Origin of the sequence: Pantoea sp. C8B4 (assembly GCF_051336905.1) — a bacterium.
Classification (GTDB): domain Bacteria; phylum Pseudomonadota; class Gammaproteobacteria; order Enterobacterales; family Enterobacteriaceae; genus Pantoea; species Pantoea rwandensis_B.
Map to the genome: position 1 here is coordinate 86,990 of NZ_JBGMNK010000010.1, position 15,037 is coordinate 102,026.

Annotated in this window: 13 protein-coding genes; 6 read left to right on the forward strand and 7 right to left on the reverse strand. The window is 56.3% G+C overall.

The features are described from left to right. Window positions 1–95 precede the first annotated feature (95 nt). Window positions 96–1,709 (reverse strand): FGGY-family carbohydrate kinase, encoded by a 1,614-nt coding sequence (locus ACCW76_RS14020; protein ID WP_436338849.1) that lies wholly within the window; start codon window positions 1,707–1,709, stop codon window positions 96–98. 19 nt (window positions 1,710–1,728) lie between these two features. Beyond that, window positions 1,729–2,478, reverse strand: a complete 750-nt coding sequence (locus ACCW76_RS14025; protein ID WP_197080196.1) for an SDR family oxidoreductase — start codon at window positions 2,476–2,478, stop codon at window positions 1,729–1,731. A 108-nt stretch (window positions 2,479–2,586) separates the two neighbouring features. On the opposite strand from ACCW76_RS14025, the gene ACCW76_RS14030 reads away from it, so the two are divergent. Continuing rightward, complete coding sequence (locus ACCW76_RS14030) at window positions 2,587–3,585, forward strand: LacI family DNA-binding transcriptional regulator (protein ID WP_436338851.1); 999 nt, start codon at window positions 2,587–2,589, stop codon at window positions 3,583–3,585. A gap of 27 nt (window positions 3,586–3,612) precedes the next feature. Here the strand turns inward: ACCW76_RS14030 and gorA are convergent, their stop codons facing one another. Beyond that, window positions 3,613–4,965, reverse strand: coding sequence for a glutathione-disulfide reductase (gene gorA / locus ACCW76_RS14035; RefSeq protein ID WP_436338853.1), 1,353 nt, complete (start codon window positions 4,963–4,965; stop codon window positions 3,613–3,615). 125 nt (window positions 4,966–5,090) lie between these two features. On the opposite strand from gorA, the gene rnz reads away from it, so the two are divergent. Further along, a complete protein-coding gene (gene rnz / locus ACCW76_RS14040; protein ID WP_436338854.1) occupies window positions 5,091–6,002 on the forward strand; it encodes a ribonuclease Z in 912 nt (303 codons plus the stop codon). On the opposite strand, the gene ACCW76_RS14045 is transcribed toward rnz, so the two are convergent. Together ACCW76_RS14045 and ACCW76_RS14050 are read right to left on the reverse strand one after the other, a co-directional pair. Continuing rightward, a complete protein-coding gene (locus tag ACCW76_RS14045) occupies window positions 5,999–6,814 on the reverse strand; it encodes a CPBP family intramembrane glutamic endopeptidase (RefSeq protein WP_436338855.1) in 816 nt (271 codons plus the stop codon). The two genes, rnz and ACCW76_RS14045, sit on opposite strands and share 4 nt — an antisense overlap. Window positions 6,815–6,876: 62 nt before the next feature. Further along, window positions 6,877–7,719, reverse strand: coding sequence for a 23S rRNA (adenine(2030)-N(6))-methyltransferase RlmJ (locus tag ACCW76_RS14050; protein WP_038644229.1), 843 nt, complete (start codon window positions 7,717–7,719; stop codon window positions 6,877–6,879). 223 nt (window positions 7,720–7,942) lie between these two features. On the opposite strand from ACCW76_RS14050, the gene prlC reads away from it, so the two are divergent. Together prlC and rsmJ are read left to right on the forward strand one after the other, a co-directional pair. Beyond that, window positions 7,943–9,985, forward strand: a complete 2,043-nt coding sequence (gene prlC, locus ACCW76_RS14055) for an oligopeptidase A (protein WP_436338857.1) — start codon at window positions 7,943–7,945, stop codon at window positions 9,983–9,985. Between the two features lie 8 nt (window positions 9,986–9,993). Next, window positions 9,994–10,743 (forward strand): 16S rRNA (guanine(1516)-N(2))-methyltransferase RsmJ, encoded by a 750-nt coding sequence (gene rsmJ / locus ACCW76_RS14060; RefSeq protein ID WP_436338859.1) that lies wholly within the window; start codon window positions 9,994–9,996, stop codon window positions 10,741–10,743. 102 nt (window positions 10,744–10,845) lie between these two features. On the opposite strand, the gene uspA is transcribed toward rsmJ, so the two are convergent. Continuing rightward, entirely contained in the window at window positions 10,846–11,283 is a 438-nt protein-coding gene (uspA, locus tag ACCW76_RS14065; RefSeq protein ID WP_045814098.1) for a universal stress protein UspA, read from the reverse strand. Window positions 11,284–11,703: 420 nt separating this feature from the next. Between uspA and uspB the strand changes: the two genes are divergently transcribed. Then, window positions 11,704–12,039, forward strand: a complete 336-nt coding sequence (uspB, locus tag ACCW76_RS14070; RefSeq protein WP_034819764.1) for a universal stress protein UspB — start codon at window positions 11,704–11,706, stop codon at window positions 12,037–12,039. Window positions 12,040–12,102: 63 nt separating this feature from the next. Here the strand turns inward: uspB and pitA are convergent, their stop codons facing one another. Continuing rightward, window positions 12,103–13,602, reverse strand: a complete 1,500-nt coding sequence (gene pitA / locus ACCW76_RS14075) for an inorganic phosphate transporter PitA (protein WP_436338860.1) — start codon at window positions 13,600–13,602, stop codon at window positions 12,103–12,105. Between the two features lie 243 nt (window positions 13,603–13,845). On the opposite strand from pitA, the gene ACCW76_RS14080 reads away from it, so the two are divergent. Next, window positions 13,846–15,030 (forward strand): NAD(P)/FAD-dependent oxidoreductase, encoded by a 1,185-nt coding sequence (locus ACCW76_RS14080; RefSeq protein WP_436338861.1) that lies wholly within the window; start codon window positions 13,846–13,848, stop codon window positions 15,028–15,030. The last annotated feature ends 7 nt before the right edge of the window (window positions 15,031–15,037 follow it).

Sequence of the window (15,037 nt, forward strand, 5' to 3'; positions counted from 1 at the left end):
GTAGTGAAGAAATTAAATTTTATCTTGCAGGAAATGGCAGGATGAAATAACCGGGCGCCGACGTTTGTGCGGCGCACAGAAATATTATTCGACGTTTATTCGCTTATCTGACGAATATTACGCGCGGTACTCTGCAATAATTTGAATGCATCATAACGGTGCTGATGAAGTGGCGAAACCGACGGCTCCGGATGCCAGCGCTTTTCATCGGTAGTCATGTTGGCCATCGCCGAGGTGACGTCGGAATACACGCCACTGGCGGCAGCGGCAAGAATCGCTGAGCCCAGTAATACCGGCTCAGGGCAGTGGGTAGATTGCACAGGAAGCTGGCAGCTGTCCGCCAGCAGTTGGCGCACCAACGAGTGTTGCCCCGCACCGCCGCTGATGACAATCGACCGCGTGACAATGCCTTTGCTGGTTTGCGCCTCAATGATTTGGCGCAGGCCGTAGCCAAGGCTGCACAAGCCGGCAATATACAGTGCGATCAGGCTGGCTTCGTCATTGTCCATGCCCAGACCGCAAATCACCGCTCGCGCGTAAGGGTCGCCAAAGGGCGCGCGATTACCCGCAAATTCCGGCACGATATGCAGACCTTCGACTAAATCCACCGTTGCTGATTCACCGCGAGCTTGCTGCAAAGCCTGTTCCGCAAGGTACACCGGCAGTGAAAGGTCAGCGGCATCGGCGGCCTGCTGTGCCCTTGCAGCCGCTGGATGCATCTCCAGCAGGCGATCGATGGCGGCACCTGCCGCGCTTTGTCCGCCTTCACTCAACCATAAACCCGGCACCATCGCCGAGTAATACGGGCCCCACACACCTGGCACAAATGCGGCCTCACGCGTGGGTGTCATGGTGCAGGATGAGGTGCCAAATACGTAGGCGAGTTTGTCTTCCGGGCTGCCATCTGCGCCCAGCGTACCGACGCCACCTGCATGGGCATCGATTAACCCGGCGGCCACTGGCGTGCCTGCGGGTAAACCGAAGTCGGCGGCGGCCTGTGCGGTTAAACCGCTTCCACATGGCGTGCCAGGCTCGACGATGCGTTGCCCAATGCGCGCAAACTTCTCCTGGGCGAATTCCGGTAAACCAATGGCGCGGAAGTAGTCGCTATCCCAGCGCTGTTCATGCGCCAGATAGTTCCATTTACAGGTGACGGTGCAGGACGAACGGGCACTATCGCCCGACGCGCGCCAGCTCAGGTAATCGGTAAGGTCAAAGAAGTGAGCGGCGGCCTGGAACGTCTGCGGGTTGTATGTTTTCAGCCACAATAGTTTTGGCATCTCCATCTCCGGTGAGATGCGTCCGCCCACATAGTCGAGCACCGGATGTTTCGTCGCGTTGATGGCATCGGCCTGCTGCGTCGCGCGATGATCCATCCACACAATGATATTACGTTCTGCCTCTCCGTTTGGGCTGACGGGCAATGGCTGGCCCTGTTCATCGATCACCACCAGCGAGCAGGTGGCATCGAAGCCAATGCCCGCCACCGCAGCGGGATCGATAGCGGCAGTGGCCACCGCCTCGCGCACGCAGTGACTGACCGCCTGCCAAATCTCATTGGCGGATTGCTCCACCACATGACCGTGGGCACGGAAGGTGGTGATGGACTGCTTTGCATGACCGAGCAGATTTCCCGCGCGGTCAAACACGCCCGCACGAGCGCTGGCCGAACCCACATCGACACCAATCAAATATTTTTCGTTACTCATGCTGCTGCACCTCGGCTGGTTACAGGTCAACGCTGTTGGGGAGGATAACGATATCGCGCACCGTGACACCCGGCGAACGCGTCACCATAAACAGTACCGACTCCGCTACTTCAATGGGCTGCATCAGGCTGCCATTGGCCAGCGCGTCGTCCAGCTTCTCCTGCGGCCAGTCATCGAGCAGGGCAGTGACCACCGGCCCCGGCAGCACTGCACCGACGCGCACACCATGCTGCGCCACCTGACGACGAGTTGAATGCACAAAGGCCTGCACCGCAAATTTGGATGCGGTGTAGATCGGTTCCCACACCACTGGCACCACGCCCGCAATCGAACTGGTGAAAATGATGTCACCCGATTTCTGCGCGATCAGATGCGGCAGCACCGAACGCACACAGCGAAAGGCCGCGCTGGTGTTGAGTTTCAGTACGCGATCCCAGATATCGGGATCGCCTTCCGCCACCGGCCCGCCAATGTAGGCACCGGCGTTAGCGTGGAAAATATCGAGGCGGCCCGCCAGCTTGAGAATGTCATCGAGAATCCCGTCAACCTGTTTGCCGTCCATCAGGTCAATCTGCAGCGGCAGCGCTTGTGGACCCAGTTCCGCCACCAGCTGCTGCAACTTGTCGCCGTCGCGATCGATCAGGACGACTTTCGCCCCGGCCTGCAGCAGCACTTTGCTGCATTCCAGACCGATACCGGAGGCAGCGCCCGTAATGGCGGCGACTTTTCCGTTGAGTGGGTTATGCATGGAGAAGAGGTTCGAGTTCATCTTATAATCCTTTATCAATGGCGTTTTGGGTGGTGCTCAATCGATGAAGCACAAGTATCACCCCGACTTTTAACCAGCAACAAAAAGCGCAATAAAGGGATGGGTTCTGTGACGGGGATCGGCAAAAACAAGAAAACCACCATTTATGACCTCGCGGAACTCACGGGGGTTTCGGCAAGCGCGGTGAGCGCGATTTTAAGCGGCAACTGGAAGAAGCGGCGCATCAGTGCCAGCACTGCCGAGAAAGTGAGCCGGATTGCGCAAGAGCAGGGCTATGCGCTGAATCGACAGGCCAGCATGCTGCGTACCACGCGCTCGAAAACCATCGGTATGATCGTGCCCAAATACGACAACCGTTATTTTGGCTCAATCGTGGAAAATTTTGAGCAGATGGCGCGCGATCGCGGCCTGTTCCCGGTGATTACCTGCACGCAGCGCGATCCGGACCTGGAACTGGAAGCGGCGCGCACCATGCTCTCCTGGCAGGTGGATTACATGGTAGTGACCGGGGCAACCGATCCCGATCGTATCACGGCACTCTGTCAGGCCGCGGGCGTACCCTCGCTGAATCTCGATCTGCCCGGTTCGCTGGCCCCTTCAGTGATTTCGGATAACTTCCATGGCGCATTGAGCCTGACGCGCAGCCTGCTGGAGAAGTGTCCGCAGCCGCTGATTTTTGTCGGCGGACGCGCCAGCGATCACAACAGTAAAGAGCGCCTGCGCGGCTTTTTGGCGGCACATCAGGAACGAGGCATTTCCGTGTCGGAGGAGAATTTGCTGCTGTGTGGCTATGAGCCGGAAAAAGCGCAAACGGCGTTGAAAAATCACTTTCAGCAACATGTAACGGGGCAATTTGGCCTGTTCGTGAACTCGACCATTTCGCTGGAAGGGGTGGTGCAGTTTCTGCGTGCTGAGGATCTGTTATCTGATGATAAACATCCGGCGATTGGTTGTTTCGACTGGGACCCGTTCGTGGCGCTGTTGTGTAAAGACATCAGCATGGTGAAACAGGATGTGGCAGGCATGATGGAAACGGTGTTCCGCCTGATGGAGAGCGGCGAGCAGGAAGTGACTGTTGTAGAAGTGCCGGTGCTGCAGATGCAGTAAAAAGGGCGGCAAATGCCGCCCCATTCATCAACGCATGGTGACAAACTCTTCCGCCGCCGTCGGGTGAATCGCCACGGTGTTGTCGAAGTCTTTCTTGGTAGCGCCCATCTTCAGTGCCACCGCGAAGCCTTGCAGCATCTCATCCATACCGTTACCGATACCGTGAATGCCGACAATCTTCTCTTCTGGGCCGACACATACCAGCTTCATGCGGCACGGTTGGCGATGTTGGGTGACGGCGGTGTACATCGCGGTGAAGGAAGATTTATACACTTTCACCTGATCGTCGCCGTACTGCTCGCGTGCCTGTGGTTCGGTCAAACCAACGGTACCAATCGGTGGATGGGTGAATACCACAGTTGGCACATTGCTGTAATCCAGGTGCTCGTCGGGCTTGTTGTTGAACAGGCGTTCTGACAGACGACGCCCTGCGGCGACGGCCACTGGCGTCAACTCCACAGCACCGGTGTTGTCACCGACTGCATAAATGCCTTTCACGTTGGTGTTCTGGAACTTATCAACGTTGATATAGCCTTTGTCGTTCAGCGCCACGCCGGTCACGGAGAGGTTGAGATTGTCGGTAGCCGGTTCGCGACCAATCGCCCACACCAGGCAATCGACGGTTTGCTCATGACCGCTTTCCAGTTGCAGCGTCAGACTGCCGTCAGCGTTCTTGATCACCGCTTTTGGAATCGACTCGGTATGCAGCGTTGGGCCTTCGGCCTGCATCACTTCTACCAGCGTATCGACAATCAGCGGATCGAAGCTGCGCAGCGGCGCGTGTTTGCGCACAAACAGATGGGTTTCGGCACCCAGTGCGTTGACCACACCGGCCAGCTCCACCGCGATATACCCTGCGCCCACCACCGCGACACGCTTCGGCAGCGCATCCAGCTCGAAGAAGCCGTCAGAGTCGATACCGTATTCCGCGCCAGGCACTTTTGGATGGCTTGGACGACCGCCGGTGGCGATCAGGGTGTGATCGGCCGTGATGGTTTCGCCGTTCACTTCCACGGTGTTGGCATCAATAAAGCGTGCGAAGCCTTTGATCACTTCAACATTGTTTTTACCCAGCACGTTGTCGTACGAGGTGTGGATGCGATCGATATAGGCGCTGCGGTTTTTCACCAGCACCGACCAGTCAAAATTGTTCACGGTGGTATCGAAACCGTAATCGGGGCCATACAAGTGGATGGCTTCGGCAATCTGCGCGGCATGCCACATCACTTTTTTCGGCACGCAGCCAACGTTGACACAGGTGCCGCCCAATTCTTTCGCTTCGATCAGCGCGCATTTCTGGCCATGCATCGCTGCACGGTTAATGGAGGCGATACCGCCGCTGCCGCCGCCGATGGCGAGGTAGTCAAAATGTCGGGTCATCCGGAATGTCCATCTGTTGGAAGAAAATTGGCATAGAGTGTAACGCTGCTTGTGCAAGCCGCGCAAAGGTTCGGCCTATGATTATGATAGGGTTAAATCTAGGTTCCGCTTACATGGAAGACATTATGCATCTGACTTTTCTCGGCACCGGCGCGGGTGCGCCGAGCCTGCAACGTAACGTCACGGCGATTGCACTGACGCTGTCGAAACGGGGCGACACCTGGCTGTTCGACTGCGGTGAAGCGACGCAGCACCAGTTTATGCGCTCTGCACTTAAGCCGAGCAGGCTGGAAAAAATCTTTATTACCCATCTGCACGGTGACCACATCTTTGGCCTGCCGGGTTTGCTCACCAGCCGCTCAATGGCCGGGCTGCTGGAGCCGATGACGATATATGGTCCGAAAGGCATCAAACAGTTTGTTGAGACAGCACTCAGCCTCAGTGGCTCTTACACCGGATTTCCGCTGGAGATCGTGGAAATTGAAGCGGGCGAAGTGCTGGATGACGGCGAGTTCCGCGTCATTGCCTATCCAATGAATCATGTGGTCGAGTGCTATGGCTATCGCATTGAGCAGCATGACAAGCCGGGCTTTCTTGATGCGCCACGACTGAAAGCAGAAGGCGTGCCGCGTGGGCCCTGGTATCAGGATTTGAAAGAGGGCAAATGCATCCGGCTAGAAGACGGGCGTGAGATTAACGGCGCGGATTATCTCGGCCCGGCGACCAGGGGCAAAGTGGTGGCGATATTCGGTGATACCGGTCCGACCGAAGTGGCGCTTGAGCTGGCGGCTGGTGCGGATGTGATGGTGCACGAAACCACGCTGGAAGCCGCAATGGCCGAAAAAGCCAATGGTCGCGGCCACTCCACCACGATTCAGGCTGCCGAAGTAGCAAAACTGGCAGGTGCAAAACGCATGATCGCCACGCACTTCAGTTCGCGTTATTTGTCGAGCGACCGGGAGAGACTGCTGGCGGAGTGCCAGTCGGTGTTTGCGGCAACCGAGCTGGCACGAGATTTCGCGGTGTTCGAGATTTAATGCTGTAACGCCGGATAGGTGAAGAACAGCAGGTGCGTCATGTTGAACAGGAAGTGGACGCCGGTGGCGACCCACACGCGCCCGCTCCAGTGCCACGCCAGGCCGTAAATCAATCCGGCCAGAGTGGCAAAGACCACCAGCATCATCCCGCCAGGGAAATGCGCCAGTCCAAACAGCACTGACGCAATCAACAGCGCCGCCACGCCACCGATTTTCTGGCGCAGGCGCTGTTGCACATAGCCGCGGAAGAACGCTTCTTCTGCCAGCGAGACAAAGAACAGGTTTGCCAGCATAAAACTGCCGAGCCAGTCCGGCCAGTGTGGCTCAATCGCCAGTCCACCCAGCAGCACGGCGACGTACAGCAGCAGCGGGATCGCCGCCAGTAACAGCAGCCACAGAATCTTGTGCGGTGCGGGAAACTTCTGCGTGCGGAACAGCGTGGGTAACGCAGCCAGCAGCACAAAGGGAATCAGCGCTTTATCGAAGTTATAGTAGAAGCTGAACGGCACACTGTTGGGGCCAACCTGCATCTCCTCGATCTGGCGCGGGTTGTTAAAGCCGGGCAACAGGTGCAGGAACAGGCCACCGGCGGTCAGCACCAGCAGCGCTTCGCTGATGAGCAGCACCGCACGGTTGGTGGGATTTTCCACCCGCACCCACGCCAGCAAAGCGATAGCACCTAAAATGGCGAGAGCAGGCCAGTCCAGCACATCCTGGAACAGGCCCATTATCGTCGCCAATAACAGCAGTAGTACGGCAAGGCGTTTGGCAGGCGACAGCACAGTGAGTGCGCCAGCCAGAATGATCCACATAAAGAGTGTCCTTAGAAGGGCAACGGCAAAGGGCGGCCCAGCAGCCGCACCCGACAAGCCGGTTATTCTGGAACGATCTGCGTCACGCTGTAGTGACCAGTACCCGCCGGCACCAGCTTCTTATGCAGCCACGGCAACAGTTCTTCCATCTGCGCTTTCAGTTTCCACGGCGGGTTAATCACAATCATGCCGGAGGCGGTCATGCCGCGTTGATCGCTATCCGGGCGCACCGCCAGTTCGATCTGCAGAATGTTGCGGATGTTGCTGGCTTCCAGGTCTTTGATCATGTGTTTGATTTGCTGGCGCAGCACCACCGGATACCACAGCGCATACACACCGGTAGCAAAGCGTTTGTAACCTTCCTGAATGCCTTTCACCACGTCCTGATAATCGCTTTTCATTTCGTACGGCGGATCGATCAGAATCAGACCACGGCGGCTCTGCGGAGGCAGTTTGGCTTTTAACTGCTGATAGCCGTCGCCACGCGCTACGCGTGCGCGCGCATCTTTACTGAATTCAGAACGCAGCAGCGGATAGTCGCTGGAGTGCAGTTCGGTCAGCTCCAGCTTGTCTTCTTCGCGTAGCAGGTAGCGGGCGATCAGCGGCGAGCCTGGATAGTAGCGCAAGGTGCCATGCGGGTTGAGGTTGCGAACGGCCGTCAGATAAGGCTTCAGCAGTTCTGGCGCGTCCGGCTGCTGCCAGATGCGCGCAATGCCTTCCAGATATTCACCGGTACGCTCGGCGTGCTCTCCGCTCAGCTGGTAACGTCCGGCACCGGCGTGGGTATCCAGATAGAGGAAAGGTTTTTCCTTCTCCATCAGGGCGGTGAGAATCAGGCTTTCAACGGTATGTTTGAGCACGTCGGCATGGTTGCCGGCATGAAAACTGTGGCGATAACTCAGCATAAAAAAGAGGGGTCCGCGGTTGGATCAAAGGAGATAAAAACATCGTGTGTGGCGCGATTATAGCCGCGCTGCGTAAAAATTGCTGACGTTTCGGCGCTCGCGCTTTTTTCTTTACCGGTCCATTCTCAGTAGCATTGATTTTCACGTTCACTGACCGCATGTTAGAAAGATTGCGTCGCGCCTTTGCGCGCCACCCCCACTCCATGAAGAAAGGACTGCGCTTATGACCAATCCGTTACTCACCCCTTACACGCTTCCGCCGTTTTCCGCGATCAAACCTGAGCACGTGGTTCCTGCTGTGACTGAAGCGCTGAACAACTGCCGCGCTGAAGTTGAACGCGTTGTAGCACAGGGTGCACCTTACACTTGGGACAATTTAGTGCAGCCATTGGCGGAAGTGGATGACCACTTAAGCCGCATTTTCTCACCGGTGAGCCATCTCAACTCGGTGAAGAACAGTCCGGAACTGCGTGAAGCTTACGAGCAAACGCTGCCGCTGCTGTCCGAATACAGCACCTGGGTAGGCCAGCATGAAGGCCTGTATCAGGCTTATCGCGATCTGAAACAGGGCGACTTCTATGCCGCGCTGGATATCGCCCAGAAGAAAGCGGTGGATAACGCACTGCGTGATTTTGAGCTGTCCGGTATCGGTCTCGATAAAGAAAAACAGAAACGCTATGGCGAAATCGCGGCGCGTCTGTCTGAACTCGGTTCGACTTACAGCAACAATGTGCTCGACGCCACCATGGGCTGGAGCAAGCTGATCACCGACGAAGCGGAACTGGCGGGCATGCCGGAAAGCGCGCTGGCCGCGGCGAAAGCGCAGGCCGAAGCCAAAGAGCAGGAAGGCTGGTTGCTGACGCTGGATATCCCAAGCTACCTGCCGGTGATGACCTACTGCGACAACGCGGCGCTGCGTGAAGAGATGTACCGCGCTTATTCAACGCGTGCTTCTGAGCAGGGGCCAAATGCCGGTAAATGGGATAACGGCCCGATCATGGGCGAAGAGCTGGCATTGCGTCACGAGCTGGCACAGCTGCTCGGTTTTGACTCCTTCGCGCATAAATCACTGGCCACCAAAATGGCGGAAAATCCGGCGCAGGTGATCGATTTCCTGACCGACCTCGCCAAACGTGCGCGTCCGCAGGGTGAGAAAGAGTTAGCTCAGCTGCGCGCCTTCGCCAAAAAAGAGTGTGGCGTTGACGAGATGAATCCGTGGGATCTCACTTACTACGGTGAGAAACAAAAACAGCATCTGTACACCATCAGCGATGAGCAACTGCGTCCGTATTTCCCGGAAGAGCGTGCGGTGAGCGGTCTGTTCGAAGTGGTGAAACGCATTTATGGCATTACAGCCAAAGAGCGTAAAGACGTCGATGTTTACCACCCAGACGTGCGCTTCTTCGACCTGTTCGATGAAAGCGGCGAGCTGCGCGGCAGTTTCTATCTTGACCTGTATGCGCGTGAGCACAAGCGTGGCGGGGCGTGGATGGACGATTGCGTCGGTCAGATGCGTAAAGCCGACGGCAGCTTGCAGAAGCCAGTGGCGTACCTCACCTGTAACTTCAACCGTCCGGTACAGGGCAAACCTGCGCTGTTTACCCACGATGAAGTCACCACCTTGTTCCATGAGTTTGGGCACGGCTTGCACCACATGCTGACGCGCATCGAAGCGCCGGGCGTGTCGGGCATCAGCGGTGTGCCATGGGATGCGGTCGAGCTGCCAAGCCAGTTTATGGAAAACTGGTGCTGGGAGCCGGACGCGCTGGCGTTTATCTCTGGCCACTACGAGACCGGCGAACCGTTGCCGAAAGATCTGCTGGATAAGATGCTGGCGGCGAAGAACTATCAGGCGGCGCTGTTTATCCTGCGTCAGCTGGAGTTCGGCCTGTTCGATTTCCGTATGCACACCGAATTCAATCCGGAAAAAGGCGCGCAAATCCTCGAAACCCTGCGTGAAGTGAAGAAGCAGGTTGCCGTGGTGCCAAGCCCGGAGTGGGGCCGTTTCCCGCATGCGTTTAGCCACGTGTTTGCCGGCGGTTATGCCGCAGGTTACTACAGCTATCTGTGGGCGGATGTGCTGGCAGCGGATGCTTACTCACGCTTCGAAGAAGAGGGCATCTTCAACCGTGAAACCGGCCAGTCGTTCCTCGACAACATCCTGACGCGCGGCGGTTCCGAAGAGCCAATGGAGCTGTTCAAACGCTTCCGTGGCCGTGAACCACAGCTGGACGCGATGCTGGAACACTACGGAATTCAGGGATAAGCCTGCTTGTGAAAATCGGTTTAATCGATGAATCAGGCGCCGGAGACGGCGCCTTATTACATCTGGCGCAGCGTTGGGGCTTACAGCATGACGATCAGGCCGTAATGGCACTGGTGCTGACGCCGGAGCGCCTCGAGCTGCGCAAACAAGATGAGCCTAAACTGGGCGGCATCTTTGTGGATTTTGTCACCGGTGCCATGGCGCATCGCCGCAAGTTTGGTGGCGGCCGCGGCGAGGCGGTGGCGAAAGCGGTGGGCATTAAAGGTGGCTATTTGCCGGACGTGATCGACGCGACGGCAGGGTTGGGGCGCGATGCCTTTGTGCTGGCAGCGCTGGGTTGCAGGGTGCGCATGCTGGAACGCCATCCGGTGGTTGCGGCTCTGCTGGATGATGGTTTGCGTCGTGGCTATGAAGATGCGGAGATCGGCGGCTGGCTGCGTGAACGGCTGACGCTGCTGCATGTGGTGAGTCAGCAGGCGTTGAGTGATATCGCGCCCGCGCCAGATGTGGTGTATCTCGATCCGATGTATCCCCATCGTCAAAAGAGCGCGATGGTGAAGAAGGAGATGCGGGTGTTTCAGTCGCTGGTCGGTGCCGATGATGACGCCGATGCGCTGCTGGAACCCGCTCGCCGTTTGGCGAAGAAACGTATTGTGGTGAAACGCCCGGATTACGCGCCGCCGTTAGCGGGCGTGGCAACCCAATCGGCGGTGGTCACCAAAAGCCATCGCTTTGATATTTATCCGCCGTTGGTATGAGTCTGCCCTATGGCGTCGCGACGTGATTTATCGCGCGAGGTTTAAAGACGCGCGATGCATTACGCCGCTACCAAAAAAACAGGGCCATTACTGGCCCTATTTTTATTCGTCTTCTTCGTCACGCAGCGGCACAATCAGCATATCGATATGTACCGTATTGATCAGCTGTCGCGCGGATGACATCAGCTTGCTCCAGAAATCCTGGTGGTGGCCACAGACCACTAAATCCACTTCATATTTCTTAATCGCATCCACCAGCACCTGGCCGAGATCGCCACTGCCGCTCAGGGTTTCACTGATCGGATAACCGGCGTTGGTAGAAAGCTCTTTCAGCGCGGTGTGCGTCTCTTCAGAAATGCGTTTCTGCATGTCACCCAAGTTAACGTCAATCAGCCCGGTGTAGAGGTCTGAATAGTTCACATCAACGTGGATCAGCGAGATTTTTGCATCGTAAGGGCGGGCCAGTGAAACGGCTTTATCAACCAGCAGCTGGCTTTCCGGGGAAAGGTCTACGGCAATCAGGATATGTTTATAGGCCATGATAAAACTCCTTCTCAATATTCTGGGGGCAACCCGTTGTTTGCCTTCACGGCAGGCGTTGTCCTTTGCGCACAATGGCGATGAAGCGCCGCCAGCCATCATTTATGCCATCAGGCGTATGTTGTTATGTTTTGAGTATAGCCAGAGTTGTTAACAAATGCTGCAATCCACGGCTCGCTTGTGAGGAAGATCAAGCGCTATCGCAATTTTCACTCGCGGTGAACGAAAATCATCGCTGGAAAAAAATTGAACAGATCTCCTACACTGAAAATGAGTGCCACTGCCGTCTGGGTAACGCGCTCGGGCTCGCATAACAACAATGCAATTCGATTCATCTGTGGCTGGTTAATTTCCCGTGGGGCGTCTACAGCATTTCCCCGCTGCCTTCGACGTCATTGCGGCTCCAGCTGGGAGGGGAACATGATCAGCACTATCGCGCTTTTTTGGGCTCTGTGTGTGGTTTGTCTGGTGAATATGGCGCGCTACTTCTCTTCTTTGCGCTCGCTATTGGCTGTGCTGCGCGGTTGCGATCCGCTGCTGTATCAATATGTGGATGGGGCGGGTTTCTTTACGTCTCATGGTCAGCCGAGCAAGCAGGTGCGACTGGTGCGTTATATCTGGGATAAACGCTATCGCGATCATCACGACGACGAATTTATTCGCCGCTGCGAGCGCGTACGCAGGCAGTTTGTCTTGACCAGCGGGCTCTGTTTTTTGGTGGTCGTGAGTCTGGTTGGCCTGGCGATCTGGCATTAAATAGCGGCAATAAAAAAGGGCGACCTGTGTTGAACAGTCGCCCTCTTGTTTGCCGTTGACGGCTTAGATAATTTTCAGCGCGATCCAGTAGAGCGAACCTGACAGCACAATACAGACCGGCAGGGTGAACACCCACGCCATGGCGATGTTTTTGATAGTACGGCTCTGTAATCCACCGCCATCAACCAGCATGGTTCCGGCAACCGATGACGACAGGATATGCGTGGTCGAAACCGGCATTCCGGTATAGCTCGCGATACCAATCGACACGGCCGCAGTGACCTGCGCTGACATGCCTTGCGCATAGGTCATGCCTTTCTTACCGATTTTCTCACCGATGGTGGTCGCCACGCGACGCCAGCCAATCATGGTGCCAATGCCCAGCGCTAACGCCACAGCCATGATGATCCAGATCGGCGCGTACTCGACGGTGCCCAGCAAATCGCCCTTCAGCTTGTTAAGGAAGCGCTTATCGTCCGGGGTGGTCTCTGGCAGCTTCGCCGCTTTATCGGCCGTGTCCGAGACACACATCAGCAGGCGACGCATCTGACTGCGTTGATCAACCGTCAGTTGGTCATAGCTGTTCAGATTGGCCAGCAGCACTTGCGCACGGTCAATGGCTTGCAGCGCACGGCTGCTATCGCAATGGAACTCATGCGGGCCGCCCACCGCTTCTTCCGGAGAAGGAACCGCAGGCGGTGCCATCTGGATGATATGCGTGAGTGAATCGCTATGTTGCTGGTAATACTGTTCCAGATGATTGACCGCATCGCGCGTCCGGGTGATGTCATAACCCGAAGCGTTCATGTTGACCACGAAACCAGCGGGTGCAACACCAATCAGCACGAGCATAATCAGGCCAATGCCTTTCTGACCATCGTTAGCGCCGTGGGAGTAGCTCACGCCAATCGCTGAAACGATCAAGGCAATACGCGTCCAGAACGGTGGCTTCTTCTTGCCATCGATCTTTTCACGGTCAGCCGGTGTCATATGGATGCGCGAACGTTTAGGGGTTCCGCTCCAGTAACGACGCAGGATGAAAATCAATGAACCCGCAATCACCAGACCGACAATCGGCGACAGAATCAGAGACAGGAAAATATTGATCACTTTCGGCAGGTTGAGTGCGTCAACGACCGAGGTGCCGGTCATCAGTGCATTGGTGAGACCAATACCGATAATCGCGCCGATCAAGGTGTGAGAACTGGATGCCGGCAAGCCCAGATACCAGGTGCCAAGGTTCCAGATGATGGCAGCCAGCAGCATGGAGAACACCATGGCGAGGCCGTGTGCAGAACCTACATTCAGCAGTAAATCCGTTGGCAGCATATGCACGATGGCATAGGCCACGCTTAAACCGCCCAGCAAAACGCCTAAGAAGTTGAAAACACCCGCCATCACAACCGCCAATTGCGCCCGCATTGCGCGGGTATAAATGACTGTAGCGACTGCGTTAGCAGTGTCGTGGAAACCGTTGATTGCCTCATAGAACAAGACAAACAGCAGAGCTAATACCAAAAACAGGCCGGTACTGAGGTCAAGACCAGCGAACAGATGTAGCATAAACGTTACGCCATTTTTTGGAGGACATGAACGCGGCGCATTATCGGCGACAACCCGCATGATGTGAAAGGAAAATATAGCCCTTTTTTGTCTTAAAATTGCCACAAACCCCGTCAGACAAGGTAAAAAGACTGAAAAATAAGCGAGTTACAATATGACACATTTACGGCATTTTTTTGACGCTGGCGCGAAATGCCGCAGATCTCTACAATCACCGCCTTTCAATTATGTGGATTAAGCACTGTGGACAAGTTTGACGTTATCGTAATAGGTGCAGGCGCTGCCGGCATGTTCTGTGCGGCGCAGGCAGGGCAGTTGGGTCGTCGTGTGCTGTTGCTGGATAACGGCAAAAAGGCGGGACGTAAAATCCTGATGTCCGGCGGTGGCCGCTGTAACTTCACCAATATGTACACCGAACCGGCGGCGTATCTCTCGCACAACCCGCATTTCAGTAAGTCGGCACTGGCGCGTTACACCCAGTGGGACTTCATCGATCTGGTGAATCGCCACAAGATTGCGTATCACGAGAAAACCCTTGGCCAACTGTTCTGCGATGATTCGGCGCAGCAGATTGTGGATCTGCTGTTAAAAGAGTGCGAAGACGGACAAGTCACCGTGCGTTTGCGCAGTGAAGTGCTGAGCGTGACGCGTGATGAAAATGGCTACAGGCTACAGCTGAATGGCTCCGAGGTGCAGGCAGAAAAGCTGGTGATCGCGAGTGGGGGATTATCGATGCCGGGCCTCGGGGCGACGCCGTTTGGCTACAAAGTGGCCGAGCAGTTTGGTTTGAAAGTCTTTCCGACGCGCGCTGCACTGGTGCCTTTCACCCTGCATAAGCCGTTGCTGGAGCAGCTAAACACGCTGTCGGGTGTGGCGCTGCCCACCACCATTACGGCGCAGGACGGCACGCTGTTTAAAGAAGCGATGCTGTTTACCCATCGCGGCTTGTCGGGGCCGGCGGTGCTGCAAATTTCCAGCTACTGGCAGCCAGGTGAATTTGTCACCATTAATCTGTCGCCGGAGACCTCGCTCGATGATTTCATCAACGTGCAGCGCGAGGCACATCCGAACCTCAGCCTGAAAAACAGCCTGGCGAAAATTTTGCCAAAGCGACTGGTGGAAGTGTTGCAGGAGCTGAAACAGATCCCGGATGTGACGCTGAAGCAGCTCAACAGCAAACAGCAGGCCGAGTTGGTCACCACATTGCATCAGTGGCGCGTGCAGCCGAATGGCACCGAAGGCTACCGTACCGCCGAAGTGACGATGGGCGGCGTCGATACCACGCAGCTCTCTTCCAAAACCATGGAAGCGCGTGAGGTGCCCGGCCTTTACTTCATCGGCGAAGTGGTGGATGTCACCGGTTGGCTCGGTGGATATAACTTCCAGTGGGCGTGGAGTTCAGCGTGGGCGTGCGCGCAGGCGCTGTAAATTATCA

Excerpts from the sequence above, each read along its gene's own strand:
- ACCW76_RS14020 (WP_436338849.1), bottom strand. The coding sequence starts at position 1,709 with ATGAGTAACGAAAAATATTTGATTGGTGTCGATGTGGGTTCGGCCAGC.
- ACCW76_RS14025 (WP_197080196.1), bottom strand. The coding sequence starts at position 2,478 with ATGAACTCGAACCTCTTCTCCATGCATAACCCACTCAACGGAAAAGTC.
- gorA (WP_436338853.1), bottom strand. The coding sequence starts at position 4,965 with ATGACCCGACATTTTGACTACCTCGCCATCGGCGGCGGCAGCGGCGGT.
- rnz (WP_436338854.1), top strand. The coding sequence starts at position 5,091 with ATGCATCTGACTTTTCTCGGCACCGGCGCGGGTGCGCCGAGCCTGCAA.
- ACCW76_RS14045 (WP_436338855.1), bottom strand. The coding sequence starts at position 6,814 with ATGTGGATCATTCTGGCTGGCGCACTCACTGTGCTGTCGCCTGCCAAA.
- ACCW76_RS14050 (WP_038644229.1), bottom strand. The coding sequence starts at position 7,719 with ATGCTGAGTTATCGCCACAGTTTTCATGCCGGCAACCATGCCGACGTG.
- prlC (WP_436338857.1), top strand. The coding sequence starts at position 7,943 with ATGACCAATCCGTTACTCACCCCTTACACGCTTCCGCCGTTTTCCGCG.
- uspA (WP_045814098.1), bottom strand. The coding sequence starts at position 11,283 with ATGGCCTATAAACATATCCTGATTGCCGTAGACCTTTCCCCGGAAAGC.
- uspB (WP_034819764.1), top strand. The coding sequence starts at position 11,704 with ATGATCAGCACTATCGCGCTTTTTTGGGCTCTGTGTGTGGTTTGTCTG.
- pitA (WP_436338860.1), bottom strand. The coding sequence starts at position 13,602 with ATGCTACATCTGTTCGCTGGTCTTGACCTCAGTACCGGCCTGTTTTTG.